General features: G+C 69.0%; 22 protein-coding genes. 8 read left to right on the forward strand and 14 right to left on the reverse strand.

Features of this window, described 5'->3' with window-relative positions:
- Positions 1–88: 88 nt before the first annotated feature.
- Positions 89–985 (reverse strand): FAD-binding protein, encoded by an 897-nt coding sequence (locus ACVN9Z_RS01210; RefSeq protein ID WP_458213000.1) that lies wholly within the window; start codon positions 983–985, stop codon positions 89–91.
- A gap of 45 nt (positions 986–1,030) precedes the next feature.
- On the opposite strand from ACVN9Z_RS01210, the gene ACVN9Z_RS01215 reads away from it, so the two are divergent.
- The 3 genes from ACVN9Z_RS01215 to ACVN9Z_RS01225 all read left to right on the forward strand — a co-directional run bounded on the left by ACVN9Z_RS01215 (position 1,031) and on the right by ACVN9Z_RS01225 (position 5,105).
- Positions 1,031–2,191, forward strand: coding sequence for a pyridoxal phosphate-dependent aminotransferase (locus ACVN9Z_RS01215; protein ID WP_006386624.1), 1,161 nt, complete (start codon positions 1,031–1,033; stop codon positions 2,189–2,191).
- A 380-nt stretch (positions 2,192–2,571) separates the two neighbouring features.
- Positions 2,572–3,681 (forward strand): fimbrial protein, encoded by a 1,110-nt coding sequence (locus ACVN9Z_RS01220; protein WP_458213001.1) that lies wholly within the window; start codon positions 2,572–2,574, stop codon positions 3,679–3,681.
- Between the two features lie 317 nt (positions 3,682–3,998).
- The gene (locus ACVN9Z_RS01225) at positions 3,999–5,105 is read left to right on the forward strand and encodes a hypothetical protein (protein ID WP_054483092.1); all 1,107 of its coding nucleotides are present in this window, start codon (positions 3,999–4,001) and stop codon (positions 5,103–5,105) included.
- 30 nt (positions 5,106–5,135) lie between these two features.
- On the opposite strand, the gene ACVN9Z_RS01230 is transcribed toward ACVN9Z_RS01225, so the two are convergent.
- Complete coding sequence (locus ACVN9Z_RS01230) at positions 5,136–5,954, reverse strand: lytic transglycosylase domain-containing protein (RefSeq protein ID WP_006386629.1); 819 nt, start codon at positions 5,952–5,954, stop codon at positions 5,136–5,138.
- 83 nt (positions 5,955–6,037) lie between these two features.
- On the opposite strand from ACVN9Z_RS01230, the gene ubiD reads away from it, so the two are divergent.
- Entirely contained in the window at positions 6,038–7,582 is a 1,545-nt protein-coding gene (gene ubiD / locus ACVN9Z_RS01235) for a 4-hydroxy-3-polyprenylbenzoate decarboxylase (RefSeq protein ID WP_458213002.1), read from the forward strand.
- Positions 7,583–7,680: 98 nt separating this feature from the next.
- Here ubiD and ACVN9Z_RS01240 read toward each other — a convergent pair whose 3' ends face one another.
- The 7 genes from ACVN9Z_RS01240 to ACVN9Z_RS01270 all read right to left on the reverse strand — a co-directional run bounded on the left by ACVN9Z_RS01240 (position 7,681) and on the right by ACVN9Z_RS01270 (position 12,963).
- Positions 7,681–8,040 carry a hypothetical protein gene (locus ACVN9Z_RS01240; RefSeq protein WP_006386631.1) on the reverse strand — a complete coding sequence of 120 codons (360 nt, stop codon included), beginning with the start codon at positions 8,038–8,040 and terminating at the stop codon, positions 7,681–7,683.
- Between the two features lie 3 nt (positions 8,041–8,043).
- Positions 8,044–8,454 (reverse strand): phage holin family protein, encoded by a 411-nt coding sequence (locus ACVN9Z_RS01245; protein ID WP_006386632.1) that lies wholly within the window; start codon positions 8,452–8,454, stop codon positions 8,044–8,046.
- Positions 8,455–8,522: 68 nt separating this feature from the next.
- Entirely contained in the window at positions 8,523–8,840 is a 318-nt protein-coding gene (locus ACVN9Z_RS01250; RefSeq protein WP_006386633.1) for a DUF883 family protein, read from the reverse strand.
- 82 nt (positions 8,841–8,922) lie between these two features.
- Positions 8,923–9,648, reverse strand: coding sequence for a hypothetical protein (locus ACVN9Z_RS01255; RefSeq protein ID WP_026384962.1), 726 nt, complete (start codon positions 9,646–9,648; stop codon positions 8,923–8,925).
- Positions 9,649–9,876: 228 nt separating this feature from the next.
- Positions 9,877–10,755, reverse strand: a complete 879-nt coding sequence (locus ACVN9Z_RS01260) for an ABC transporter ATP-binding protein (RefSeq protein ID WP_020926678.1) — start codon at positions 10,753–10,755, stop codon at positions 9,877–9,879.
- 4 nt (positions 10,756–10,759) lie between these two features.
- Positions 10,760–11,530 carry a nitrate ABC transporter permease gene (gene ntrB, locus ACVN9Z_RS01265; RefSeq protein WP_054470876.1) on the reverse strand — a complete coding sequence of 257 codons (771 nt, stop codon included), beginning with the start codon at positions 11,528–11,530 and terminating at the stop codon, positions 10,760–10,762.
- Positions 11,531–11,664: 134 nt separating this feature from the next.
- Positions 11,665–12,963, reverse strand: a complete 1,299-nt coding sequence (locus tag ACVN9Z_RS01270) for a CmpA/NrtA family ABC transporter substrate-binding protein (protein WP_241061031.1) — start codon at positions 12,961–12,963, stop codon at positions 11,665–11,667.
- Between the two features lie 607 nt (positions 12,964–13,570).
- On the opposite strand from ACVN9Z_RS01270, the gene cysG reads away from it, so the two are divergent.
- On the forward strand, positions 13,571–14,986 hold the full coding sequence (gene cysG / locus ACVN9Z_RS01275) for a siroheme synthase CysG (protein ID WP_024070170.1): 1,416 nt from the start codon (positions 13,571–13,573) through the stop codon (positions 14,984–14,986).
- 49 nt (positions 14,987–15,035) lie between these two features.
- On the opposite strand, the gene upp is transcribed toward cysG, so the two are convergent.
- From upp to ACVN9Z_RS01300, 5 genes are all read right to left on the reverse strand, one after another.
- Positions 15,036–15,674 carry a uracil phosphoribosyltransferase gene (gene upp, locus ACVN9Z_RS01280; protein ID WP_006386639.1) on the reverse strand — a complete coding sequence of 213 codons (639 nt, stop codon included), beginning with the start codon at positions 15,672–15,674 and terminating at the stop codon, positions 15,036–15,038.
- Between the two features lie 122 nt (positions 15,675–15,796).
- Positions 15,797–17,245, reverse strand: a complete 1,449-nt coding sequence (gene dacB, locus ACVN9Z_RS01285) for a D-alanyl-D-alanine carboxypeptidase/D-alanyl-D-alanine endopeptidase (RefSeq protein WP_035182572.1) — start codon at positions 17,243–17,245, stop codon at positions 15,797–15,799.
- Between the two features lie 111 nt (positions 17,246–17,356).
- Positions 17,357–18,511, reverse strand: a complete 1,155-nt coding sequence (locus ACVN9Z_RS01290) for an ABC transporter substrate-binding protein (protein WP_024070171.1) — start codon at positions 18,509–18,511, stop codon at positions 17,357–17,359.
- Positions 18,512–18,577: 66 nt separating this feature from the next.
- Complete coding sequence (locus ACVN9Z_RS01295) at positions 18,578–19,081, reverse strand: flavin reductase family protein (protein ID WP_006386642.1); 504 nt, start codon at positions 19,079–19,081, stop codon at positions 18,578–18,580.
- 23 nt (positions 19,082–19,104) lie between these two features.
- Complete coding sequence (locus ACVN9Z_RS01300) at positions 19,105–20,118, reverse strand: LLM class flavin-dependent oxidoreductase (protein WP_024070172.1); 1,014 nt, start codon at positions 20,116–20,118, stop codon at positions 19,105–19,107.
- A gap of 121 nt (positions 20,119–20,239) precedes the next feature.
- Here ACVN9Z_RS01300 and ACVN9Z_RS01305 point away from each other — a divergent pair, with 121 nt between their 5' ends.
- From ACVN9Z_RS01305 to tgt, 3 genes are all read left to right on the forward strand, one after another.
- On the forward strand, positions 20,240–21,073 hold the full coding sequence (locus ACVN9Z_RS01305; protein ID WP_054439640.1) for an IclR family transcriptional regulator: 834 nt from the start codon (positions 20,240–20,242) through the stop codon (positions 21,071–21,073).
- A gap of 235 nt (positions 21,074–21,308) precedes the next feature.
- The gene (gene queA, locus ACVN9Z_RS01310; protein ID WP_238876704.1) at positions 21,309–22,364 is read left to right on the forward strand and encodes a tRNA preQ1(34) S-adenosylmethionine ribosyltransferase-isomerase QueA; all 1,056 of its coding nucleotides are present in this window, start codon (positions 21,309–21,311) and stop codon (positions 22,362–22,364) included.
- Entirely contained in the window at positions 22,361–23,497 is a 1,137-nt protein-coding gene (tgt, locus tag ACVN9Z_RS01315; protein WP_049051050.1) for a tRNA guanosine(34) transglycosylase Tgt, read from the forward strand. Before queA ends, tgt begins: the two co-directional genes overlap by 4 nt.
- Positions 23,498–23,719 lie beyond the last annotated feature (222 nt).

Genomic DNA, 23,719 nt, shown 5'->3' on the forward strand with positions numbered 1-23,719 from the left:
GATGGCGGGCCGGACGAAACGTTCCCGCTGGGGGCCGCCGGCGCGCACGGCCGCCATGGCCGCGGGCGCCGCCCATCTTACCCCCGGCTTACAAATTGTCGCCATCCGGGCGCGCCGCCAATTCGGGAAAACGCCCATACGGATCGAACAGCGCCTTGATCCGCGCGCGCAGCGCGGCGGCCTGCGGCGGCGCGGCGTCGCCCGACGCGGAATCGGCCGGCGCCGCCCCGATGGCCAGCGTCACCCCCTGCACCCAGGCCAGCGTGCCGCCGTGTCCCAGCACCAGATGCGCCAGGTTGACGGTGGCGGGCGCCTCGGGCGCCAGCGCATCCAGGCGGTAGCGCGCGCCCCAGCGCGGCGCCGCGCGGCAGGCGCTGGCCAGTTCGCCTGCGGCCAGCTGGAACAGCGCCGGCACCAGCCGTTGCACCGTCGCCGACCGCAGCGGCTGCACGTCGTCCGTGCCAAAGGGGCCCAGGGTTTCCTCCACCCCATCGGCCAGCAGCAGGTCCACGGCCAGCACGCCCGAATCGGCGCAGCGTCCCATCGGCCAGGCCGCCGGGGCCGCCAGCCATTGCGCCAGGGTCATGCTGCCCGGCAGCCCGTCGAACTGCCGCAGGCCCGCCTGCGCCAGGGCCGCCAGCGGCACGCCCGGCTGGGCGCGCCAGCGCGGAGTCGGCCCCGTCAACCGCGCCAGCCCCGCCAGGCGGCCCGGATCGACCGCCAGCAGCGGCCCGTTCGCCGGCGCGAACGGCCCCTGCGCCTCGTCCAGCGCCATCACCACGCCATACTCCGCGCACAGCGCGCGCGCATGGGCCACGTCCGCTTCGCGCTGCGGCGCCAGCATGGCGCGCGGCCCCAGGCCCGGCGCCTCGCCCAGGTCGCGCACGGCCCCCTGGCACAGCAGCGCCAGCCGTTGCAGGAAGGTGGCCCAGGGGGTCTGGACCGGCCGTCGGCCAAGGAGGAAAGCGCGCCGCGATGGCTGCATGACTACAATCCTTTTTTTCCGCTTCAAATCGCCTTCGAGATTCCGATGCCCCGCCTTGCCGCCCGTACCAACGATTTCCTGACCTTCCAGGTGGTTGAACTGTTCAAGCAGGCGCAAGCGCTGCAGGCAGCGGGCAAGGACATCATCAGCCTGGGCATCGGCGAACCGGACTTTACCGCGCCGCCCCAGGTCGTGGAAGCGCTGCAGCGCGCGGCGCAGGCCGGCCACAGCGGCTACAGCGCCCCGGCCGGCCTGATGCCGCTGCGCGAAGCCATCGCCCGGTTCTACCACGAACAGTTCGGCGCCAGGATCGATCCGCGCCGCGTCGTCGTCACCGCCGGCGCCTCGGGCGCCCTGACCCTGGCCTGCGCCGCCCTGGTCAACACCGGCGCCGAAGTGCTGATGCCGGACCCCTCCTACCCCGCCAACAGCAACTTCGTGCTGGCGGCCGGCGGCCGGCCGCGCCTGATTCCCAGCTCGGCCGACAAGCGCTTCCAGCTGTCGGCGCAGGACGTCGCCGCGCACTGGACCGAGGCCACCCAGGGCGTGCTGGTGGCCTCGCCCAGCAACCCCACCGGCACCTCCATCGACCATGGCGAACTGGCCAGGCTGCTGGCCGAAGTCCGCGCCCGCGACGGCTTCGCCATCGTCGACGAGATCTACCTGGGCCTGTCGTACGAAGGCCAGCCGCGCTCCGCGCTGACGCTGGACGACGACATCATCGTCATCAACAGCTTCTCCAAGTATTTCCACATGACCGGCTGGCGCCTGGGCTGGATGATCGTGCCCGAGGCCATGGTGGCCGCGGTCGAGAAGATCGCCGGCAGCCTCGCCATCTGCGCTCCCACCCTGGCGCAGCACGCCGCCCTGGCCTGCTTCACCCCCGACGCCCTGCGCACCTTCGAACACCGCCGCGAAGCCTTCAAGCAGCGCCGCGACTACCTGCTGCCCGAGTTCGAACGCCTGGGCCTGAAGGTGCCGGTCAAGCCCGATGGCGCCTTCTACATCTACGCCGACATCAGCGACCTGGCCAACGACAGCGCCGCCTTCTCGCAGCGCCTGCTGCTCGAAGCCGGCATCGCCGCCGTTCCCGGGCTGGACTTCGGCCCCGCGCACGGCCGCCACACCATGCGCTTTTCCTACGCCACCGGCCTGGACCGGCTGGAAGAAGCCGTGGCCCGCATGGGCAAGCTGCTGGGCCGCTGACGCTCCGCGGGGCCGCACCGGCGCGGCACCGCACCGGTCCGCGGCGCCCCCTGCCGGGTTCACGCCCGACCCCCGCGGGTACACTCGCCGGGCGGCTTTGCGTCGCCCTCTCCCCGTCTGACGAAAAACTAACGTTCAGATAATCCTTGCCATGCAAACTCGCCTGGCAAGAGGCCGCCTGGCCCTTCCCCTCGCCCGTTGATTTTGGATCGCCGGACCGGTATTTCCAATCCGTCCAGACCTTCCCGACTCAATAGCCAACCCTGTGGTGACGCGGTCTCGGGCGCCCGCCTTCCACTTATATTTTTCCGTTCATTTTTCGGCATTCCGGCCAGACCCGGCCGCGCCGCGTGACACGGCGCCGATCCAGGAGAAATCGCATGATCCAGCCCAAGACAAGGACCGTCCGCCCCGGTTGGCGCGGAGCGTTGGCGGCCGCGTGGCTGGCGGCCTGCCTGCTGCCCCTGCCGGCGCATGCCCTGGGACCGGGATGCCAGCTCGACCCTTCGCTAGCCGGGAACTACGCGCAAGACGTGGGCATATCCTACGCGCTGGGCAAGCTGGCGCCCGATGTCATTACGCTGGACAAATCGAATCCCCCAGGCATGGTCGTGTATGACAAGCCCCTGCCACCGGTCCCCTGGGTCTGCACTGCGGGACTCGCAACCCAACACCCTTTCCTGACACCCGGCGGATACATGCAGGTGGTGCTGAAGGAACTGGCCAAGACCGGCCTGAAAATGGTTCTGCTGATCGACAACTATCCGCCCTGGGAACCGACAGGCAATACCACCGACGACAAGCTTCCCCTGACCAGCGCCATTTATGCGCCCAGGTCGGCAACGGATCCCACCCTGACGGCCAAGGGAGTATTGCTCGGCAGGATGCAACTCGTCGTGGTAACGCCTCCCACGAGGCCGATCAGTGCCTATTTCGGCCCCATGGACGATATCGTCAGAATGCATCCAGGCTATCTGGCCGCCACGAACAGGATCCAGATCGGATCGACCAACGGCACCAGGGTGGCCCTCATTCCCAGATGCATCGCGAAGATTTCGACACCGGGAACGGTCCACTTGGGCAGAGCCTACGGGGTCGGCCATCTGCCACTGCCTGCCCCGGTAAATTTCGTGCTCTCTGCGGATTTCGACGAAAGCTGCGACGGCGGCTTTCGCATCGTCGACCTGGGCTCGCTCACCGTGCCGCTCAAGGTCAGGTTCCAGCCCGAGGGCAACCAGGAACTCACTCCGTTCGATAGCGCAATCGTATTGAAGAACAGCGACGGGCAGCCCAATGGCCTGGCGCTCGGGATCAAGGCGGCCGCGGCGTACCCCATCACATTCAACCAATGGCACGACACACCCACCTCGCTGACTGTGAGCAATCGGCCATTGCCCCTGTACTACTCGGCGCAATTGCAAAAGACCGGCGCGCCGATGGTGCCGGGCGCATTCAGCCAGCAGGTCACCATCCAGGTGGCCTTTCAGTGAACATCGCAAGATAGCGCGGGGCGCCGCGCGTTCGCGAGGCGCCCCGCGCGCCACCACCCAGGCATCTGACGAGAAGTTAACGTTCAGATAATCCTTGCCATGCAAACTCGCCGGGCGTCACGGCCTCCGTGCCACGCCCCGGTGAATCCCGACAGCCATGGCAGGGCCTTCGCGCCCGCCGAAATCGCCCGGAAACAATAGCCACGCCCATCGCGGCGCGGCATCTCCCGCGCGTGGCCACCGATATTCCCCGAGGACTTTTCCGCAATCCGGCCGGCCGCCGCGCGGCCCGGCCGCGCCTATCCAGGAGTGAATTCATGATCAAGCGGATCGCGACGATGGTCCGCCGCCCCCGGCGTGGCGCGCTGGCGGTGGCGGGAAGCCTATTCGCCTGCCTGCTGCCCGTTGCCGCCCATGCGCTGGGCCCCGGGTGCCAGCTCGACCCGAAGCAGGCCGGCAACTACACACAGGACATGGGAACGCAGGCCGCGCCCGGGCAATTCGCGCCAACGCTCCTGACGTTGGACAAGTCCAATCCGCCCGGCACGGTCGTCTACGATGCCCCCTTGCCGCCCGTGCCTTGGGTGTGCGTCAGCAACAGTGCGAGCACGGCGCCTTTCCTGGTGTCCGGGGGGAACATGGCCTCGGTACTGAACGAGTTGCGCAGGGCTGGACTGAAACTCATCATCAAGATCAACGGTTACCCGGATTGGGAACCCACGGGCAGCACCACCGATGACAGATTCCGCTTGAGCGCCGAGCGTTACGCCCCCAAGTCCGCGACAGACCCCACGCTCACGGCGGCAGGGCTGCTGCTCGGCAGGATGCAACTGGTCACCGTCACGCCTCCGACCAAACCCGTCAGGGCCTACTTCCCCCCGTACGCCGACCTGGTCAGGATGCATTACGCATTCATCAATACGAATCACATCGAGATCGGCTCCAACAACGACACGGCCATAAGCCTGATCCCGACATGCATCGCCAAAATCTCGACGCCCGGCACGGTTCACCTGGGCAGGGCATACAGCGTGGGCAATCTGCCGCTGCCGGCGCCCACGCAGTTCACCATCGCCGCGGATTTCGACGAAGCCTGCGATGGCGGTTTCCGCGTCATCGACCTGGGCAACATGGTGGTTCCACTGCAGATCAAGTTCCAGCCCGAAGGCGGCGCGGTGCTGACGTCCCGAAACCAGAACATCGAACTGAAAAACACCGACGGCACGCCGAACGGCCTTGCGCTGCGAGTCAAGGAAAACGGCGCCATTCCGATCGCCTTCAATGAATGGCGTGAGAGCGAGTCATTGACCGTTGCCCAGCATCCCAGGAACCTGTACTACTCGGCGGAACTGATGAAGACCGGCGCACCGCTGGTGCCGGGGACATTCAGCCAGCAAGTCACGATACTCGTGACCTTCCGCTGATCCCCGGACCCGCTCCAGGGACCAGCGCGATCAATCGCGGGCCAGCGCGATCCCCGATGCCAGCGCCAGGCGCCGGCGCTCGGCCTGCACCTTGGCGCCGTAGCCGTTGTCGTCCGGCCCGGTCGAGCCGACATAGCAGGCCAGGCCGCCATCGACCGAGCCGCGCCGGTTGATGCAGTCGCGCAGGATGGTCGCGCCCACGGCGATGTTGGCGCCCGGGTCCAGCGGGTTCTTGCCCACGGCATCGAACTTGTCCTGGTGCACGCTCGTCATCACCTGCATCAGGCCTTGCGCGCCGACATGGCTCTCGGCCAGCGGGTTGTAGCGTGATTCGATGGCGATCACGGCCAGCAGCAGCAGCGGATCCAGCTGCTTCTCGCGGCCCACCTTGTACACGGTATTCAGAAGCGGGCCGGTCGCGTCATAGGCGACCTTGTACTTGCGCGAAATATAGTTGCGCAACGCTTCGGCCTGCGGGCCGGTGGCGACCATGGCGGGCTTCTTGGGCGCGGCGGGCGCCGCGCGGGCAGGCCCCAGCATGCCGGTCGCATTGCTGGACGGCGCGGTGGGAACGGCCATGGCGATCGCCGACGAGGAATCGGCGCCGAGTTCGGACCCGGCTTCGGATTCGACGCCGGTCTGCATGGATGAAGGCGCGAGGGCGGTCAACAAGGCTTTGTGCACTTGCAATGCCTGGTCGCGCAAACCGGGCAAGGCGAATCCCATGCTTACCGTCACGATCACCGCAATGCCCAGGTAGAGGGCGCAGATGCGCAGTGATTCGGCAAGATATTGGTGCACTCCTTGGGCCATGCTCCTGAACAGGCTGGCCACTGACGCATCGGGCATGAAAACCTCCTGCGTTAAAAAAGAGGGAGTCAATGTTAACCTCTCTTTCTACCCAAGATGTAACCAAATAGCCGGGATCTGTAGTGAAATACCGCGACCTTAGAGACTTCCTCGCCCAACTTGAACGCATGGGCGAGCTCAAACGCATCGCCGCGCCGGTCTCGACGCGCCTGGAAATGACCGAGATTTCCGACCGCGTGCTGCGCGCCGAGGGCCCGGCCCTGCTGTTCGAAAAGGCCCTGCACGACGGCAGGCCGGCCGGGATGCCGGTGCTGGCCAACCTGTTCGGCACGCCCTCGCGGGTGGCGCGCGGCATGGGCGCCGACGACGTCAGCGCGCTGCGCGACATCGGCGAACTGCTGGCCTCGCTGCGCGAGCCCGAGGCGCCCAAGGGCCTGCGCGATGCGCTGGCCAAGGTGTCGATGCTGAAGTCGGCGCTGTGGGACATGAGCCCGAAGAACGTCAAGAGCCCGGCCTGCCAGGAGATCGTCTGGGAAGGCAAGGACGTGGACCTGACGCGCCTGCCGATCCAGACCTGCTGGCCCGGCGACGTGGCGCCGCTCTTGACCTGGGGCCTGGTGATCACGCGCGGCCCCAACGCCCGCCGCCAGAACCTGGGCATCTACCGCCAGCAACTGCTGGGCCCGAACAAGCTCATCATGCGCTGGCTGTCGCACCGCGGCGGCGCGCTCGATTTCCGCGACCACGCGCTGGCGCATCCCGGCACCCCCTTCCCCATCGCCGTGGCGCTGGGCGCCGACCCGGCCACCACGCTGGGCGCGGTCACCCCGGTGCCGGACAGCCTGTCCGAATACCAGTTCGCCGGCCTGCTGCGCGGCTCGCGCACCGAGGTGGCGCAGGCGCTGGGCAGCAACCTGTCGGTGCCGGCCTGGGCCGAGATCGTGCTGGAAGGCCACCTGCTGCCGTCGTCGGATCCGCGCGCCATCGCCCCGGTGGTGCCGGACGGCGTCAATCCGCCGCCCAACAGCGACTACGAGATGGCGCTGGAAGGCCCCTACGGCGACCACACCGGCTACTACAACGAGCAGGACTGGTTCCCGGTGTTCACGGTCGAGCGCATCACCATGCGCCGCAACCCCATCTACCACTCCACCTACACCGGCAAGCCGCCCGATGAACCCGCGGTGCTGGGCGTGGCGCTCAACGAGGTGTTCGTGCCGCTGCTGCGGCGCCAGCTGCCCGAGATCGTCGACTTCTACCTGCCGCCCGAGGGCTGCAGCTACCGCCTGGCGGTGGTGTCGATCCGCAAGCAGTACGCCGGCCACGCCAAGCGCGTCATGTTCGGGCTGTGGAGCATCCTGCGCCAGTTCATGTACACCAAGTTCATCGTGGTGGTGGACGAGGACATCAATCCGCGCGACTGGAAGGAAGTGGTGTGGGCCATGACCACGCGCATGGACCCGGTGCGCGATACGCTGCTGGTCGAGAACACGCCCATCGACTACCTGGACTTCGCCTCGCCGGTGTCCGGCCTGGGCGGCAAGATGGGCCTGGACGCCACCAACAAATGGCCCGGCGAAACCCAGCGCGAATGGGGCACGCCCATCACCATGGACGCCGACGTCAAGAAGCGGGTGGACGACATGTGGGGGCAGCTGGGGCTGTAGCCCGATGGCCGGGCCTGCCGCCCTGGCCGCATCCCCCGCCCCAAAAGAAAACCCGCCGTATCCGGCGGGTTTTCTTTTGGGGGACGCAGAGACCAGAATCAGCGCGCGTCGTTGCGTTCGTCGCGCGAATCACGCCAGAGCTTGAACACCTGCCAGCCCACCAGCGCGCCGCCGGCCAGCTTGAGCAGCTTGGACTTGCCGCCGCCGCGCATGAACATGGCCGACAGCGACGAGCTGATGAGCGGATAGCGCCGCGCCAGGCCGATGGCCTGCATGGCCCAGCGCGATGCCCCGCCCGAGGCCAGCCCGGGCAGCAAGCTCTTGAACAGCGCGGCCGGTTCGAGCCTGCGTCCGGCGGACACGATGCCCTGCGCCAGCGATTCGCGCTCGATGGCGGCGCGGGCGCGCAACAGTTCGATGCGCACGGCGCGGTCGACGGCGGGAGACCTTTTCGTCATGATTCAGTCCTCCTGGCGCCGCTGCGCGCGGTCATCGTCCTGCGCGTCGCGCACGCGTTCGAGCAATTCGGCGTCGCGGCCCAGTTCTTCCAGCGTGGCCGAGAACGGCGGCGGGCCGTAGACCAGGCCGTGGCGCACCACCAGCAGCAGCACCACGCCGACCACCAGGTACAAGGCCGCCAGCAGGCCCAGGGCCAGGTAGCGGTCTTCGGTGGGCCAGAACGCCACCGCGATCGTGATGGTGAACACCAGCACCGCCAGCGTGAGGAACAGCAAGGCGGCGAACGCCATGCCCAGCAGCTTGAGCAGGCGCGCCTTCTCGCCCGCCGCCTCCAGCGCCAGCAGTTCCAGGCGCGTGCGCATCAGCCCGACCAGGCTGGACGCCACGCCAAACACAGATTTGCGTAGACCCATGGCCAAAAGGACACCGGGCGGGCGAGCCGGCCAAAGGCCGGCGCCGCCCGCCCGGAGGTCCTGCCTTGTCAGCGGCGGCTGATCAGCAAGCCGAGCAGCAGGCCGGTCACGCCCGCGATGCCGATGGCTTGCCAGGGATTGTCGTGCACGTAGTCGTCGGTGGCGCGCGCCGCCTTGCGACCGCGTTCGAGCACCGCGTCCTGCGCTTCGTACAGGGCTTCGCGGGTGCGCTTGAGCGAGGTCAGGGCGCGTTCGCGCAATTCAGCGGCCTTGTCGCCGGTGCTGCTGGCGGCTTCGCGCAGCAGGCTTTCGGCGTCGTTCAGGCTGGTCTTGACACTGTCGATGAGTTTTTCTTTTGCGACGTCTTCGGATTTTCTCGTGGCCATGTTTTGAGCTCCTGTTTGTGTCTATGACGAAACCATCATACCAGCCGCTCCGCGATGGGCCCGGCCGGCTTGCTACCGTGTGCTACTTGATTTGCGTAATCTCAACGGCGGACTTGACGCCGCCCTGGTCGATATCCTGCTTCATGACCAGGTTGACCGCCGGGCAGTACCAGTCGGTGACCGTGGTGTTCATGCCGGGGATGGGAATCGTCAGCCCCTGGAACGTGGCCATGGTGGGATCGGAATTGCGGGTGTAGGTGATGGGGTGGCACGACTGCTGCCCCAACGCCGTGTTGATCGCCGCGGCGCGGCCGACCGTCTTGTCGCCGATGCGGACCGTGGTGCTGGGCTGGCCGCCGACCGGCGCTTCCTTGCCGATTTTCAGACGGAACGAATTGCCCGGCAGCTTCTGGCCGGCGCTCAGCTTGCCGTCGTAGGCGAACAGGCCCAGCATGCGCAGGTCGAACTGGCCTTCGGACGGCTTGGGCGCTTCGCCCGCGCTGGCGTACTTCAGGAAGGTGGCCTGGCCGCCCTTGACGGTCATCAGGTAATCGAGCTTGGACTTGCCAGGCGGCAGGCCCGCGTAGCTGAAGCGCGCCACGCCCTGCACGCGGGCGCGGCAGTTGTCGCCATTGCTTTTTGTAACCTCGGCGAAGGTCAGGTCGGCGCCCAGCGCGATATTGCCGGAGCCGGTCAGTTGCACCGCGCCGCCGTCATGCATGAACTGCGCATCGCAGACGCCGGCCTGCGCCGCGCCGGCCGCGCCCAGCGCGCCGGCCACAAATACCAGGGATGCCAATTTTCGCAACGCCACAAGCCACTCCAGAAATCCAGGAAACGCACCGCGCGCCGGTCCGCGCACGGCTGGCTTGATACTACACCGGTTGGCGAAACCGGCGCATGACGGAACGTGTCAGCCGGACGACGCGCCGCGACGGCCCCCGACCGCCCCAATGGCCCGCGACGGCTCGCCACGACCGGGCGACCGGGCGACCCGCCGGCGTAGGCGCGGCGCCCGTGCCTATCGATCCCCTCGCTAGGCCACGGCCCGCGAGCCGGTGGCCGCACCGGCCTCGGCGTCGATATCCTCATCGGGCACGGCGGCCAGCGCCACGGCAGCCTGGGCGCGTTCCGGGTTGCCATGGCGCCGGTGCAGGAAATCGACCACCGCCGCGCGGCACGACAGATAGACAGGATCGTTGGCCAGGCGCACCCGGTCGCGCGGGCGCGGCAGCGGCACCGGCAGGATTTCGCCGATGGTCGCGGCCGGCCCGTTGGTCAGCATGACGATGCGGTCGGACAGCAGCACCGCCTCGTCCACGTCGTGGGTCACCATGATGGTGGTGGTGCGGGTCTTGGCGACGATCTTGAGCAGTTCGTCCTGCAGGTGCGCGCGGGTCAGCGCGTCGAGCGCGCCGAACGGCTCGTCCATCAGCAGCACGCCCGGCTCGATGGCGAGCGCGCGGGCGATGCCGACGCGCTGCTTCATGCCGCCCGAGATCTCGCGCGGCAGCTTGTTCTGCGCCGGCAGCAGGCCCACCAGGTCCAGCGCGGCGCGGGTGCGCTCGGCCAGCTGGGCGCGCTTTTCCGAGGCGCCGAAGACCCGTTCCACCGCCAGGTGCACGTTCTGGAAGCAGGTCAGCCAGGGCAGCAGCGAATGGTTCTGGAACACCACGGCGCGGTCCGGGCCGGGGCCGGTGATTTCGCGCTCGGCGCACAGCAACACGCCGCTGGTCGGACGGGTCAGGCCGGCGATCAGGTTCAGCAAGGTGGACTTGCCGCAACCGGAATGGCCGATCAGGGTGATGAACTCGCCCTGCTCCACCGTCAGGTCGATGTCGCGCAGCGCGACGAAGGCGCCCTTGCGGGTGGCGAAGGTCTGGCCCACGCGTTCGATGCGTACGAATTTCTTCACGGCGCTACTCCTCGGTGTAGGTGAAGCGGCGGGCCAGCGCGACCAGCAGCGTTTCCAGGATCAGCCCGACGATGCCGATCACGAAAATGGCGATGACGATGTGCTCGACCTTCAGGTTGTTCCACTCATCCCACAGCCAGAAGCCGATGCCGGTGCCGCCGGTCAGCATCTCGGCCGCCACGATCACCAGCCAGGCGGTGCCGATGGACAGCCGCACGCCGGTCAGCATGTACGGCAGCACGGCCGGCAGCAGCACCTTGGTGGTGACCTTCCATTCCGACAGGTTGAGCACGCGCGCCACGTTCAGGTAGTCCTGCGGCACGCGCGACACGCCGACCGCCGTGTTGATGATCATGGGCCAGATCGAACAGATGAAGATCGCCCAGATCGCGGCCGGGTTGGCGGCCTTGAACAGCAGCAGGCCGAGCGGCAGCCACGCCAGCGGCGACACCGGCCGCAACAGGCTGACAATGGGCGAGAACATCGCCCGCACCGGCGCGTAGCGGCCAATGGCAAAGCCCACCGGGATGCCCACCAGCGCGGCCAGGCCGAAGCCGATGCCGACCCGCTGCAGCGAGGCCAGCAGGTTCCAGCCGATGCCCTTGTCGTTGGGACCGTTGTCGTAGAACGGATCCGAGAACAATGCCACCGCCGCCTGCCAGGTCACGCCCGGCGTGGGGATCTCCGGGATGCGCATGGCGACCACCTGCCAGACCAGCACGAACAGCGCGAAACCGGCCACCGGGCCGACCACGGCGCGCAGCGCCGCTTCCAGCCGTTCGCGCCAGGCATCGGCCCATTGCGGGGGGGGGCGTGGCGGGCGCGGCAGGCTGCGGCGCCGGCGCGGCGGCGGCCCGTTCCATACTCGTTACGGTAGACATGGCGAGTCTCTCCTCTGCGTGGCGGCGCTCAGGCCTTGACCTTGAAAGCGTCGGCATAGGCCGCCGGATTGCTGCCGTCCCAGACCACGCCGTCGATCAGCTTGGAACTGCGCATCTCGCCGGCGGGCACGGCGATGCCGGCGGCCTGCGCGGCCTGTCTGTAGACGTCGATGCGGTTGACCTGGCGCGCGGTGGCCAGATAGTCGGGATGTTCCTTGAGCAAGCCCCAGCGCTTGTGCTGGGTCAGGAACCACATGCCATCGCTCAGGTAGGGGAAGTTGGCCGCGCCGTCGCCCGAAAAGCGCATCGGGTGCGCGTCGCTCCAGCGCTTGCCCAGGCCGTCGTCGTACTGGCCCAGCATGCGGTCGACGATGCCGCTGGCGTCGGTGTTGACGTATGACTTGGCGGCGATGGTCTCGGCCGTCTTGCGGCGGTTCTCGGGCGAGGCGTCGATCCACTTGCCGGCTTCCAGGATCGCGGCGGTGACGGCGCGCGCGGTGTTGGGGTTGCGCGCCACGAAGTCTGCGCTGGTGCCCAGCACTTTCTCGGGATGGTCGGTCCAGATCGCCTGGGTCGTCACCGCGGTGAAGCCGATCTTGTCGAGGATGGCGCGCGCGCCCCATGGTTCGCCGACGCAGAAACCGTCCATGTTGCCCACGCGCATGTTGGCCACCATCTGCGGCGGCGGCACGGTGATGACCTTGGCGTCCTTCATCGGGTCGATGCCATAGGCGGCCAGCCAGTAGTACAGCCACATGGCGTGGGTGCCGGTGGGAAAGGTCTGGGCGAAGGTGTATTCGCGCTTCTCGGACGCCATCAGCCTGGCGAGCGATTCACCGTCGCGGGCGCCGGCCTGCGACAGCTTGCTCGACAGGGTGATGGCCTGGCCATTCTGGTTCAGGTTCATCAGCACGGCCATGTCCTTCCTGGGCCCGCCGATGCCCATCTGCACGCCGTAGATCAGGCCATAGAGCACGTGCGCCATCGCCAGTTCGCCGTTCAGCAGCTTGTCGCGCACGGCCGCCCACGAGGCTTCCTTGGACGGCGTGATGGTCACGCCATATTTCTTGTCGATGCCCAGCACCGAGGCCATGACGACCGAGGCGCAGTCGGTCAGCGGAATGAAGCCGATCTTCACCTCGGCCTGTTCGGGCGCGTCGCTGCCGGCGGCCCAGGCGCCGGCGCGCACCAGCGGGTCGACCAGCGACAGCAGGCCGGCGCCCGCCACGGCGCGCGCGGTGCCGGCCAGCCACTTGCGGCGGCTGGCGTCGGTGGTCGAATCCGGGTCCGCGGCGGAGGCGGGAAGGCGGGGTTTCACTGGCGTCATACGGGGCTCCTGGCAAAAAAAAACGTCCCGCGCGCCGCGCGGGAACAACCCGCTGGCGCCGCGGAACGTCGTTGTTCCCTGCCGCTGTCGCGGCGCTTGGCGTGGTCGAGCCGCTCGCGGCCCGCCCATGAACCGTTAAGCAATCCGCGTGCCAAGGCGCCTCGCATGACCGGCGCGGCGGCCCTGCGCCCGCGTGCCCACTGGCTTTGCGGGCGTCCACGGCAGTGGCGCGGGCGCAGGTCGCGGGCCAGGCCCGATGGCGACGGCGGGACCCGCGATCCAACTTGGTGCGTAAACGAATGCGGCGGCGCACCATCGATGTGCGCGCCACGGCAGTTCCTGTGTTCGATGGCCCGGCTGCCCTGCCCCCTGCCGGCCGCCGCCTTTTTCCGCATTTCCGGGCAGCGCGCCCGCGGACACCGGCGTTGCATCGCGCCGCTTCCCCGGCGCGGGCATGGAACTTGCATGGCTTGAGGCGGCGCAACGCGCATGCGCGCCACGCCAAATAAGTTATGGCTATATGGATTCAAGAAATCAGAAGTTGTGGGGATGAAACCCGGTCCCTATGATCGTTTGACCTTCTGCCGGGTGCGCCCGAGGCTGCGTGATGAAGCTTTTCCCGATTTTTGCCGATCTGAAAGACCGGCCCGTGCTGGTCGTGGGCGGTGGCGCGGTGGCCGAGCGCAAGACGCTGGCCCTGCTCGAAGCCCATGCCGCGGTCGCCGTCGGCGCCCCCGAATTGACGCCGGCCCTGGAGGCCTTGCTGGCCGACGGCCGCATCCGCCACCTGCCCGGCCGTTTCGACCCCGCGTGGCTCGAGGGCGCCTGGCTGGTGGTGGCCGCCACCGACGACCGCGACGTCAACGCCACGGTCTCCGCCGCCGCCCAGGCCCGCCGCATTTTCAGCAATGTGGTGGATGACCCCGAGCTGTCCTCGTTCCAGGTGCCGTCCATCGTCGACCGTTCGCCCGTGATCGTCGCCATCTCGTCGTCAGGGGTGGCGCCGGTGCTGGCGCGGCGCCTGCGCGAACGCATCGAATCGCTGTTCGACCACAGCCTGGGCCGCCTGGCGGCGCTGGCCGAACGCTACCGCGCGCGCATCCGCGCCGGCCATCCCGACCTGGGCGCGCGGCGCCGCTTCTACGACTGGCTGCTGGACGGCCCGGTGGCCGGCCTGCTGCGCCAGCAGCGGCCCGAGGCCGCCGCGGCCGCGCTGGACGCGGCGCTGGCCCAGCCGCTCAGGCCGGCCGAGGGCAGCGTGGTGCTGGTGGGCGCCGGCCCCGGCGACCCCGGCCTGCTGACGCTGAAGGCGCTGCGCGCGCTGAACGAAGCCGACGTGATCCTGTACGACCGGCTGGTCAGCGACGAGGTCATGTCGCTGGCGCGCCGCGACGCCGAGCGCGTTGCGGTGGGCAAGCTGCCGGGCGAGGACCACCACGCCACGCAGGCGCGCATCCACGCCCTGCTGGTCGAGCACGCCCGCGCCGGCCGCCGCGTGGTGCGCCTGAAGGGGGGCGACGCCTTCATCTTCGGCCGCGGCGGCGAGGAACTGGAACATCTGCGCGCGCATGGCGTGCGCTACGAGGTCGTGCCCGGCATCACCGCGGCGCTGGCCTGTGCGGCCTATGCCGGCATTCCGCTGACGCACCGCGAGCACGCGCAATCGGTGCGCCTGGTGACGGCGCACTGCCGCGAGGACGAGGACAATCTGGACTGGCCGGCGTTGGCGCGCGAGCGGCAGACGCTGGCGTTCTACATGGGCGTGGGCCAGCTGGAATTGCTGACGCAGCGCTTGATCCGCCACGGCCGCGCGCCGGAGACGCCGTTCGCGCTGATCGAAAACGGCAGCCGGCCCGAGCAGCGGGTGCTGTCGGGCGCGCTGCGCGACCTGCCGCAACTGGCGCGGGCGCACGCCATCCGTTCCCCCGCCCTGCTGATCGTGGGCGAGGTGGCGGGACTGGCGCAATCACTGCATTGGTTCGGCGAGCACCTGGAAGGCGCGCCGCAAAGGCTGGCGGCGTAGCGGCCGGCGACGGCTGCCGCAAGGCCCCGGCCACGCCGCCCGGCAGGACTCAGTCGGTCTTCTGGGTGGTGCCGAAGATGCGGTCGCCGGCGTCGCCCAGGCCCGGCATGATGTAGCCGTGCTCGTTCAGGCCGTCGTCGATGGACGCGGTGTAGATATGCACGTCCGGGTGCTTGGACAGCACCGCGTCGATGCCGACCGGCGCGGCCACCAGCACCAGCGCGCGGATTTCCTTGCAGCCGGCGCGCTTGAGCAGGTCGATGGCGGCGACCATGGAGCCGCCGGTGGCCAGCATCGGGTCGACGATCAGCGCCAGGCGCTGGTCCAGCTCGCCCACCAGGCGTTCCAGGTAGGTGTGCGCTTCGAGCGTCTCTTCGTTGCGGGCCACGCCCACCACGCTGACCTTGGCGCCCGGGATCAGGCTGAGCACGCCGTCCAGCATGCCGATGCCGGCGCGCAGGATGGGCACCACGGTGACTTTCTTGCCGGCGATCTTCTCGACCTGCACGGCGCCACACCAGCCTTCGACGGTGGCGGGCGCCAGCGGCAGGTCCTTGGACGCCTCGTAAGTGAGCAGCGCGCCCACTTCCTGCGACAGTTCACGGAAGCTCTTGGTACTGAGGTCGGCGCGGCGCATGATCCCGAGCTTGTGGCGGATCAGCGGATGGCGGATTTCGTGCACGGGCATGTGCGTAAATCTCCAGAATATTGATAAGCAGGGTTGGTTCGCCTCAGGCGCCGCCACAACATGGCGCACGCCCGAGAATCGTAATCGGTTTGGCAGGAGGATGCAGGGGGCCGCGTCAACCTTTATTGTTCGGCCAGCCAGGCGATCAGGGCGTCGTCGAAGGCCCGCACGGCGCCGGCCTGCTCGTGGTTGACGATGCTGACCACCACGTAGCGCTTGCCGCTGGCGCCCAGCACGTAGCCGGCGATCGAGCGCACGTCGCGCAGCGAGCCGGTTTTCAGGTGGGCCATGCCCAGGGTGCCATCGCCTTTCATGCGGCGCCGCACCGTGCCGTCGACGCCCGCGATCGCGAGGGATGAAATGTACTCCGGCATGACGGGGGAATTCCAGGCCAGGGTCAGCATCGAGGCCAGGCTGTCGGCCGAGACCCGCGCGTCGCGCGACAGGCCGGCGCCGTTGTCGATCACCAGTTCGGGCATGTCCAGGCCTTGCCGCGCCAGCAGGTCCTTGGCCACGGCGCCGCTGCTGGCCACGGTGGCCGGCCGGCGGCCCTTCTCGGCGCCCAGGGTCAGCAGCAGCGTGCGCGCCATGACGTTGTTGCTGCGCTTGTTGATCTGGCGGATCACCTCGGCCAGCGTCGGCGAATCGTGCGAGGCCAGCACCACGGCATCGCCAGGCACCATGCCGGCGCGCACCTGGCCCTTGAAGGTGCCGCCCAGTTCCTTCCACAGCAGGCGGAACAGCTCGGTGGCGTAGTCGGTCTGCGACAGCGCCAGCCGGTACAGGTCGAATTCACCGCAGGAGCCGGCCACCTTGCCGCCCACGCGCAGGGTCACGCCCTGCTGGGTGATGACCGGATCGGTGGTGACCACCGGCGCGCCCGGGCAACGGGCATCGCTCCATTCGACCCGGCCCTCGATCTTCAAACCGGGCAGCGGCGGGTCGATCAGCGGCACCCACTTGTTGGCGGCGGGATCGGGGGTGAACAGGATGCGCACGGCGCCAAAGCCCACCATCAGGGCGTCGGGGCTGGCGTTGTAGGCGCGGTCGGGCGCGCCGTCGAAGGCGCCGGGGTCGGTGGCGACCTGGCCGAAGATGCTGCGGTCGATCACCAGGTCGTTGATCTGCTTGACGCCGCGCAGGCGCAGTTCGCGCAGCAGCACCCACAGGTCCTGCATCAGGAATTGCGGATCGCCGCCGGCGCGCAGGTAGAGCGGCCCCGGCAGCACGCCCTTGGCGTCGGGCCGGGCGCCCGGCTCGGTCATGAAGGCGGTGCGCCAGACGTAGTTGGGGCCCAGTTCGGACAGCGCCGCCCAGGTCGTGACCAGCTTCATCACCGAGGCCGGATTGCGCGCTTCCTTGGCGTTCAGGGCCGCCAGGCGCGGGCCGCCGACTTCCTGCACCACCAGCGACAGCGAACTGTCCGGCAGCTTGCTGGCCTTCCAGGCGTTGACCACGCTGGGCGGCAGGCCCGGCACCTGGGCGCAGGCGGCGCCGGCGGCCAGGGCCAGCAGTCCACCGGCCAGCCATTGCCGCGGCCCGCCCACACGCTTTTTCCCTAGTCCCGTCATGCCCTGTCCACCCGGTTGCTCGTCCTGCAAAACCGTGAGCATACAAAACCTGGGACGGTTACGGGCGGCGACACGGGCCGAACGCCGGCGCCGGCCGCCTTCGCCGTGGCACTACTGCTGCAATTTCCACTTGCCGCCGGCCACGGTCGCCATGACCAGGGCGCGCTCGTCCAGGCCGTTGTGGTCGGTGGCGCCCATGTTGACCACGCCGGTGGCGGTCGGCAGGTTCTTGACGTTCTCCAGGGCGTCGCGCAGCGCCGCGCGGAATTCCGCGGTGCCGGGCTTGGCCTTTTTCAGCGCCACCGGCACGGCCTGCTGCAGCAGCAGGCCGACGTCCCAGGTGTAGGCGGCGAACAGCGACACGCTGCCCGCGCCGTTGGCGGCCTCGTACTTTTTGGCGAAGGCCTGGGCCGTGGCCTTGACCGGATGGGTGTCCGGCAGCAGGTCGGCCACCATCACCGGCCCCACCGGCACCCAGGCGCCGTCGCAGGCGGCGCCGCAGACGCGCAGGAAGTCGTTGTTGGCCACGCCGTGGTTGAAGTAGATCTTGCCCTTGAAGCCGCGTTCGCGCAGCGAGCGCGCCGGCATCGCCGCCGGCGTGCCGGAGGCGCCCACCACCACCGCGTCCGGGGCGGCGCCGACCAGCTTCAGCGTCTGCGCCACCGCCGAGGTGTCGGTGGGCGCGAAGCTTTCCTTGCCGACGATCTCGATGCCGTGCTGCTTGGCGGCCTTTTCCACTTCCACCCAGAAAGTCTCGCCCAGGGCGTTGTTGAAGCCGATGAAGGCCAGCTTCTTGACGCCATTGGCGGCGGCGTGGCGGGCGATGCCCTCGGCCATCAGGGAATCGGAATGCGGCGTCTTGAAGACCCAGCGGCGCTTGTCGTCCACCGGATCGATCAGGCGCGCCGACGAGGCCAGCGTGATCACCGGCGTTGCGCCGCTGGCCACCGTGTCCAGCATGGCCATGGTGTTGGGGGTGGTGGTCGAGCCGACGATCAGGTCGACCTTGTTCTCGGAGATCAGCTTGTGCGAATTGCTGACCGCGCGGGTCGTGTCGGAGGCGTCGTCCAGCACCACGTATTCGACCTTGACGCCGCCGATCTCGGTGGGCAGCAGGCCGATGGTGTTGCGTTCGGGAATGCCCAGGGACGCCTGGGGGCCGGTGGTGGACAGGGTGGCGCCGATCTTCACCTGCGCCAGCGCGGGCGCGGCGCCCGCGACCAGCAGGGCCGCCAACGCGGCCGTCAGAGTGCTACGAGGGGTCATGCGGTATCTCCTTTGGGGCGCGGATATCGTTATGCGTCTTGCCGATCCGCTACGGCGTAGAAAGCGTTATACGACGGGATCCCCCCGGTGCGACAGGAAAGCGCCGTCATGGAAAACCAGGGCGCCGCCGTGGTCGTCCGGCGCGTGCAGGCGCCGCACCTCGCCGATCAGCACGGCGTGGTCGCCCACTTCCAGCACCTGGCGGGTGGCGCACTCGAAGCGGGCGGCGCAGGCGTCGAACACGGGGATGCCGTCCTCGGTGGCATACCAGTCCAGCCCGGCATAGCGGTCCGCCACGGGTTGCGAGAACACCCGCGCCAGGTCGCGCTGCGGCGCCCCCAGCACATGGATGGCGAAGCCGCCGCGGGTGGTGAAGTCGGCGTAGTGGATGCTGGCGCGGCGCAGGCTCCACAGCACCAGGGGCGGCTCCAGCGAGACGGGCGCGAAGGAGTTGACCGTGAGGCCGATCGGCCCGTCGGCGCCCGCGGCGGTCACCACCGTGACGCCGGTGGCGTAGCGCCCCAGCGCCCGGCGCAGACGAAGCGGGCTGAGATCGTCGCTGGCAGGCATGGCGGCTTCCCCGCGGCCGCCGCTCAGGCCGGCACCGTGCTGGCCGGGCGCACGCCCGACAGCGGCATGGCCTCGGCCATCAACCGCTGCATCGAGTCCAGCACGAGGTCCTGCGGCATCAGGCCGAAGTTGTGCAGGCTCATCACGTGGTCCAGGCCCATGTCGGCCAGCCGCGCCAGCTTGTCGGCCACGGTGCGGGGCGAGCCGAACAGCGACAGGCCGCTGGCGATGATGTCGTCGTAGACCTGCTTGCGCGCGTACAGCCGGGTGTCCACGTACAGGTCGAAGGCGCGGGCGGCGCGTTCGCGGGCCTCGTCGTCGGTCTCGGCCACGTGGGTGTGCAGCGCCACCGCCGCCATGCCCGTGGCATCCTCGATGCCGGCCTCGGCCAGGCCGCGGCGGTAGTCCTGCATCATCAGGCCGATCTCTTCGAAGTTGTCCACCGCCGCGTACGGCACGAACAGCATGCGGCGGCCCTGGCGGCCGACGTGGTAGGCGGCCTCGCGGCGCAGGATCGCCACGTAGACGGGCACCGGCTGCTGCACCGGCTGCACGTTCAGGCGCACCTCGTGGATGCGGTTGAACTTGCCTTCGTGGCTGACGCGCTCGCCGGCCAGCAGGCGCTCGACCAGCATCAGGTTCTCGTCGAAGCGCTCGCGCTTGGTGGCCGGATCGACGGCGTAGCCCTCGAACTCGTGCTTCAGGTAGCCCGAGCCCACGCCCAGCGACAGCCTACCTTGCGAAAGCTGGTCCACCAGGGCATAGTTTTCCGCCACCGTCAGCGGGTTGTGGAAGGTGAGGATGGAGATCGCGGTGCCCAGCCGCAGCCGCGTCGTCTGCTGCGACAGCGCCGCCAGGAACACCGCCGGGTTCGGCACCGCGCCGTATTCATGGAAGTGGTGCTCGGCCACCCAGAAGGTGTCGTAGCCCAGCTGTTCGGCGCGGCGCGCCTGCTCCAGCACCTGGCTGTAGAGCTGGCCCAGGCTGCGGGGCTGGTCGGGGTAGTGGTCCTGCACCGAGAAGATGGACATCTTCATTGCTTGTCTCCGTCTTTGTCCGCTCGCGCCCCCGAATCGGTCTTCCGGCCCGGATGGTTGTCCGCCACGGCACGCTGATGTATTTTTTAGTGATACACGTATTCTAATAAGAGACGAACTGATGTCAACAGATAGCAGCACCGGGATCCAGTCCGCCGAAATCGCCCTGGACGTCCTGACCCGGCTGGCCGAGCTGGGCGGCGCCGTGTCGGTGTCGGAACTGGGCCGCAGCCTGGACATGCCGCGCGCCAAGGCGCACCGCTACCTGGTGTCGCTGGAGCGGCGCGGCTACGTCGAGCAGGATCCGGCCAGCGCCCGCTACCGGCTCGGGCCGCAGGCGCTGCACACCGGGCTGGCGGCGCTGGCCGAGGTGGATTTCGTCAAAGTGGCGGCCGGCTGCCTGGAAGACCTGAGCGCCGCCATCGGCCAGACCGTCTTCCTCTCGGTCTGGGGCCAGCACGGTCCCACCATCGTCCAGTGGCGCGACGCGCGGCTGCCGGTCACGGTCAACGTGCGCGTGGGTTCGGTGCTGCCGCTGCTCAACAGCGCCACCGGGCGCGTCTTCGCGGCCTGGCTGCCGGAGCCGCTGGCGCTGCCGCGCGCACTGGCCGAATGGGACGCGGCGCGGCGCCAGGGCGCCGACACCGCGCAACTGCTGGACGATCCGGCCGCTGGCGGGCTGCCGCTGGATCCTGCCGACCCCGCCGCCGCGCTGCGGGCGCGCTGGCAGGCCACGCGCCAGCGCGGCTACGCCAGCGTCAGCGGCCACCTGCTGCACGGCATCGACTCGGCCGCCCTGCCGGTGCTGGACGCGCAAGGCCAGCTGGCCGGCGCCATCACCGGGTTGGGATTGCACGGCGGCTTCGACCTGGCGCCGGACGGCGTGCCGCTGCGGGCGCTGATGGCGGCCGCGGCCGACTGCTCGCGCCGGCTCGGCTGGCGCGGCGGGCGCTAAGTCGCCGCGCCAGCCCCCGGCGCACCTTCCCCTGAAAATCGCTCGCTCCCGTCCTGCCGTCCTCGCTTGCGCGGGCGCCGCCGTCGCCGGCCGCCCCGCCCTTTTCGCCAGCCCCTTTACAATAGACAGTTGCCCAGAGCCGTGCCGACAGGTCCGGCTCGCTTTTTTGCCGCCGCCCCATCCGGCGGCCCGGCGGCCGGCCCAGGCCGCGCCCGCCCCTGATACCGATACCCGCGTGCAAGCCCTTACCGTTTCCGATTTCGACTACGAGCTGCCTCCCGAGCTCATCGCGCAGACACCCGCTGCCCAGCGCACGGGCAGCCGACTGCTGCACCTGGACGGCGCCAGCCAGCTGCATGACCGCCAGTTCGCCGACTTGGAGGGGCTGTTGCGCCCCGGCGACCTGCTGGTGTTCAACGACACCCGCGTCATCAAGGCGCGCCTGGCCGGCCACAAGATCACCGGCGGCAAGGTCGAGGTGCTGGTCGAGCGCATCACCGACACCGACCGCGCGCTGGCGCACGTGCGCGCCAGCAAGTCGCCCGGCGCCGGCATGGTGCTGCGGCTGGCCGGCGCCTTCGACGCCACGGTGCTGGGCCGCGAGGGCGAGCTGTTCGACATCCGCTTCCCCGGGCCGGTGCTGGAATTGCTGGACGCGCACGGCGCGACGCCGCTGCCGCCCTACATCACGCATGCCGCCGACGCCGGCGACGACGACCGCTACCAGACCGTCTACGCCCGCGAACCGGGCGCCGTGGCGGCGCCGACCGCCGGCCTGCACTTCGACCAGCCCACCCTGGACCGCCTGGCGGCGCTGGGCGTGGAACGCGCCTTCGTCACGCTGCACGTGGGCGCCGGCACCTTCCAGCCGGTGCGCGTGGACAACCTGGCCGACCACGTCATGCACGCCGAATGGTTCACCGTGCCGCAGGCCACGGTGGACGCCATCGCCGCAACGCGCGCCCGCGGCGGCCGCGTGATCGCGGTCGGCACCACCAGCGTGCGCGCCCTGGAATCGGCCGCCGCCCAGACCGAGGGCCGCACCGCTCCCGGCCTGCCGCTGGCCGCCGCCCAAGGCGACACGCGCCTGTTCATCACCCCCGGCTACCAGTACCGCGTCATCGACGCCCTGGTCACCAACTTCCACCTGCCCCAGTCGACCCTGCTGATGCTGGTGTCGGCGCTGGCCGGCGTCGAGCCGATCCGCCGCGCCTACGCCCACGCCGTGGCCCAGCGCTACCGCTTCTTCAGCTACGGCGACGCCATGTTCATCGAATCCCCCGCCCCATGACCGGACTGAATTTCGAACTGCTTGCCACCGACGGCGGCGCCCGCCGCGGCCGCATCACGCTCAACCACGGCGTGGTGGAAACGCCCATCTTCATGCCCGTGGGCACCTATGGCAGCGTCAAGGCCATGATGCCGCACGAACTGAAGGACATCGGTTCGCAGATCGTGCTGGGCAACACCTTCCACCTTTGGCTGCGCCCGGGCACGGACATCATGGAAAAGCATGGCGGCCTGCACGGCTTCATGCAGTGGGACAAGCCGATCCTGACCGACTCGGGCGGCTTCCAGGTGTTCAGCCTGCAGGGCATGCGCAAGATCACCGAGGAAGGCGTGAAGTTCGCCTCGCCCATCGACGGCGCCCGCCTGTTCCTGACGCCCGAGGAATCGATGCGCATCCAGCGCTCGCTGAACTCGGACATCGTCATGGTGTTCGACGAGTGCACGCCCTACGAGATCGACGGCCGCCCCGCGACCGTCGAGGAAGCGGCCCGCTCGATGCGCATGTCGCTGCGCTGGGCGCGCCGCTCGCGCGAGGAATTCGACCGGCTGCAGAACCCCAACGCGCTGTTCGGCATCGTGCAGGGCGGCATGTACGAATCGCTGCGCGACGAGTCCCTGGCCGGCCTGCAGGACATCGGTTTCCACGGCTACGCCATCGGCGGCCTGTCGGTGGGCGAGCCCAAGGAAGACATGATGCGCATCCTGGCGCACGTGACGCCCAAGCTGCCGGCCCAGGCGCCGCGCTACCTGATGGGCGTGGGCACGCCGGAAGACCTGGTCGAGGGCGTGAGCCGCGGCGTCGACATGTTCGACTGCGTCATGCCGACCCGCAACGCCCGCAACGGCTGGCTGTTCACCCGTTTCGGCGACGTCAAGATCCGCAACGCCAAGTACCGCGACGACACCCGCCCGCTGGACCCTAGCTGCGCCTGCCACACCTGCGCCAACTTCTCGCGCGCCTACCTGCATCACCTGCAGCGCGCCAACGAGATCACCGGCGCGCGCCTGAACACGCTGCACAACCTGCATTTCTACCTGACCATCATGAAGGAAATGCGCGAGGCCATCGCCGAAGGCCGCTTCGATGCCTGGCGCGCGCAGTTCGCGGCCGACCGGGCGCGCGGGGTGGAGTAGCGGGAGGAGCAAACGACGGCCGACCTAGTGAAAACCACGAGATCGTCGGGGCTTTTTATTTGGCGATCCGCCCCCATCACTGCGCACAGGCCGTGACTGGTAGCCCGGGATAACCTCGCTACAATAGTCGGCTTGCCCTATCCATGGCTCGCGCGGGGATGGGCGCAGAACAAGATCGTCGACAGCACGATATAAACAAACCCAAACAGACCAAACGCAGGA

The organism is Achromobacter sp. KK8 (assembly GCF_054188005.1).

Bases quoted from the DNA above. Each gene is read 5' to 3' on its own strand.
- ACVN9Z_RS01210 (WP_458213000.1), bottom strand. From the start codon at position 985: ATGCAGCCATCGCGGCGCGCTTTCCTCCTTGGCCGACGGCCGGTCCAG.
- ACVN9Z_RS01215 (WP_006386624.1), top strand. From the start codon at position 1,031: ATGCCCCGCCTTGCCGCCCGTACCAACGATTTCCTGACCTTCCAGGTG.
- ACVN9Z_RS01220 (WP_458213001.1), top strand. From the start codon at position 2,572: ATGATCCAGCCCAAGACAAGGACCGTCCGCCCCGGTTGGCGCGGAGCG.
- ACVN9Z_RS01225 (WP_054483092.1), top strand. From the start codon at position 3,999: ATGATCAAGCGGATCGCGACGATGGTCCGCCGCCCCCGGCGTGGCGCG.
- ACVN9Z_RS01230 (WP_006386629.1), bottom strand. From the start codon at position 5,954: ATGCCCGATGCGTCAGTGGCCAGCCTGTTCAGGAGCATGGCCCAAGGA.
- ACVN9Z_RS01240 (WP_006386631.1), bottom strand. From the start codon at position 8,040: ATGACGAAAAGGTCTCCCGCCGTCGACCGCGCCGTGCGCATCGAACTG.
- ACVN9Z_RS01245 (WP_006386632.1), bottom strand. From the start codon at position 8,454: ATGGGTCTACGCAAATCTGTGTTTGGCGTGGCGTCCAGCCTGGTCGGG.
- ACVN9Z_RS01250 (WP_006386633.1), bottom strand. From the start codon at position 8,840: ATGGCCACGAGAAAATCCGAAGACGTCGCAAAAGAAAAACTCATCGAC.
- ACVN9Z_RS01270 (WP_241061031.1), bottom strand. From the start codon at position 12,963: ATGACGCCAGTGAAACCCCGCCTTCCCGCCTCCGCCGCGGACCCGGAT.
- cysG (WP_024070170.1), top strand. From the start codon at position 13,571: ATGAAGCTTTTCCCGATTTTTGCCGATCTGAAAGACCGGCCCGTGCTG.
- upp (WP_006386639.1), bottom strand. From the start codon at position 15,674: ATGCCCGTGCACGAAATCCGCCATCCGCTGATCCGCCACAAGCTCGGG.
- dacB (WP_035182572.1), bottom strand. From the start codon at position 17,245: ATGACGGGACTAGGGAAAAAGCGTGTGGGCGGGCCGCGGCAATGGCTG.
- ACVN9Z_RS01290 (WP_024070171.1), bottom strand. From the start codon at position 18,511: ATGACCCCTCGTAGCACTCTGACGGCCGCGTTGGCGGCCCTGCTGGTC.
- ACVN9Z_RS01295 (WP_006386642.1), bottom strand. From the start codon at position 19,081: ATGCCTGCCAGCGACGATCTCAGCCCGCTTCGTCTGCGCCGGGCGCTG.
- ACVN9Z_RS01300 (WP_024070172.1), bottom strand. From the start codon at position 20,118: ATGAAGATGTCCATCTTCTCGGTGCAGGACCACTACCCCGACCAGCCC.
- ACVN9Z_RS01305 (WP_054439640.1), top strand. From the start codon at position 20,240: ATGTCAACAGATAGCAGCACCGGGATCCAGTCCGCCGAAATCGCCCTG.
- tgt (WP_049051050.1), top strand. From the start codon at position 22,361: ATGACCGGACTGAATTTCGAACTGCTTGCCACCGACGGCGGCGCCCGC.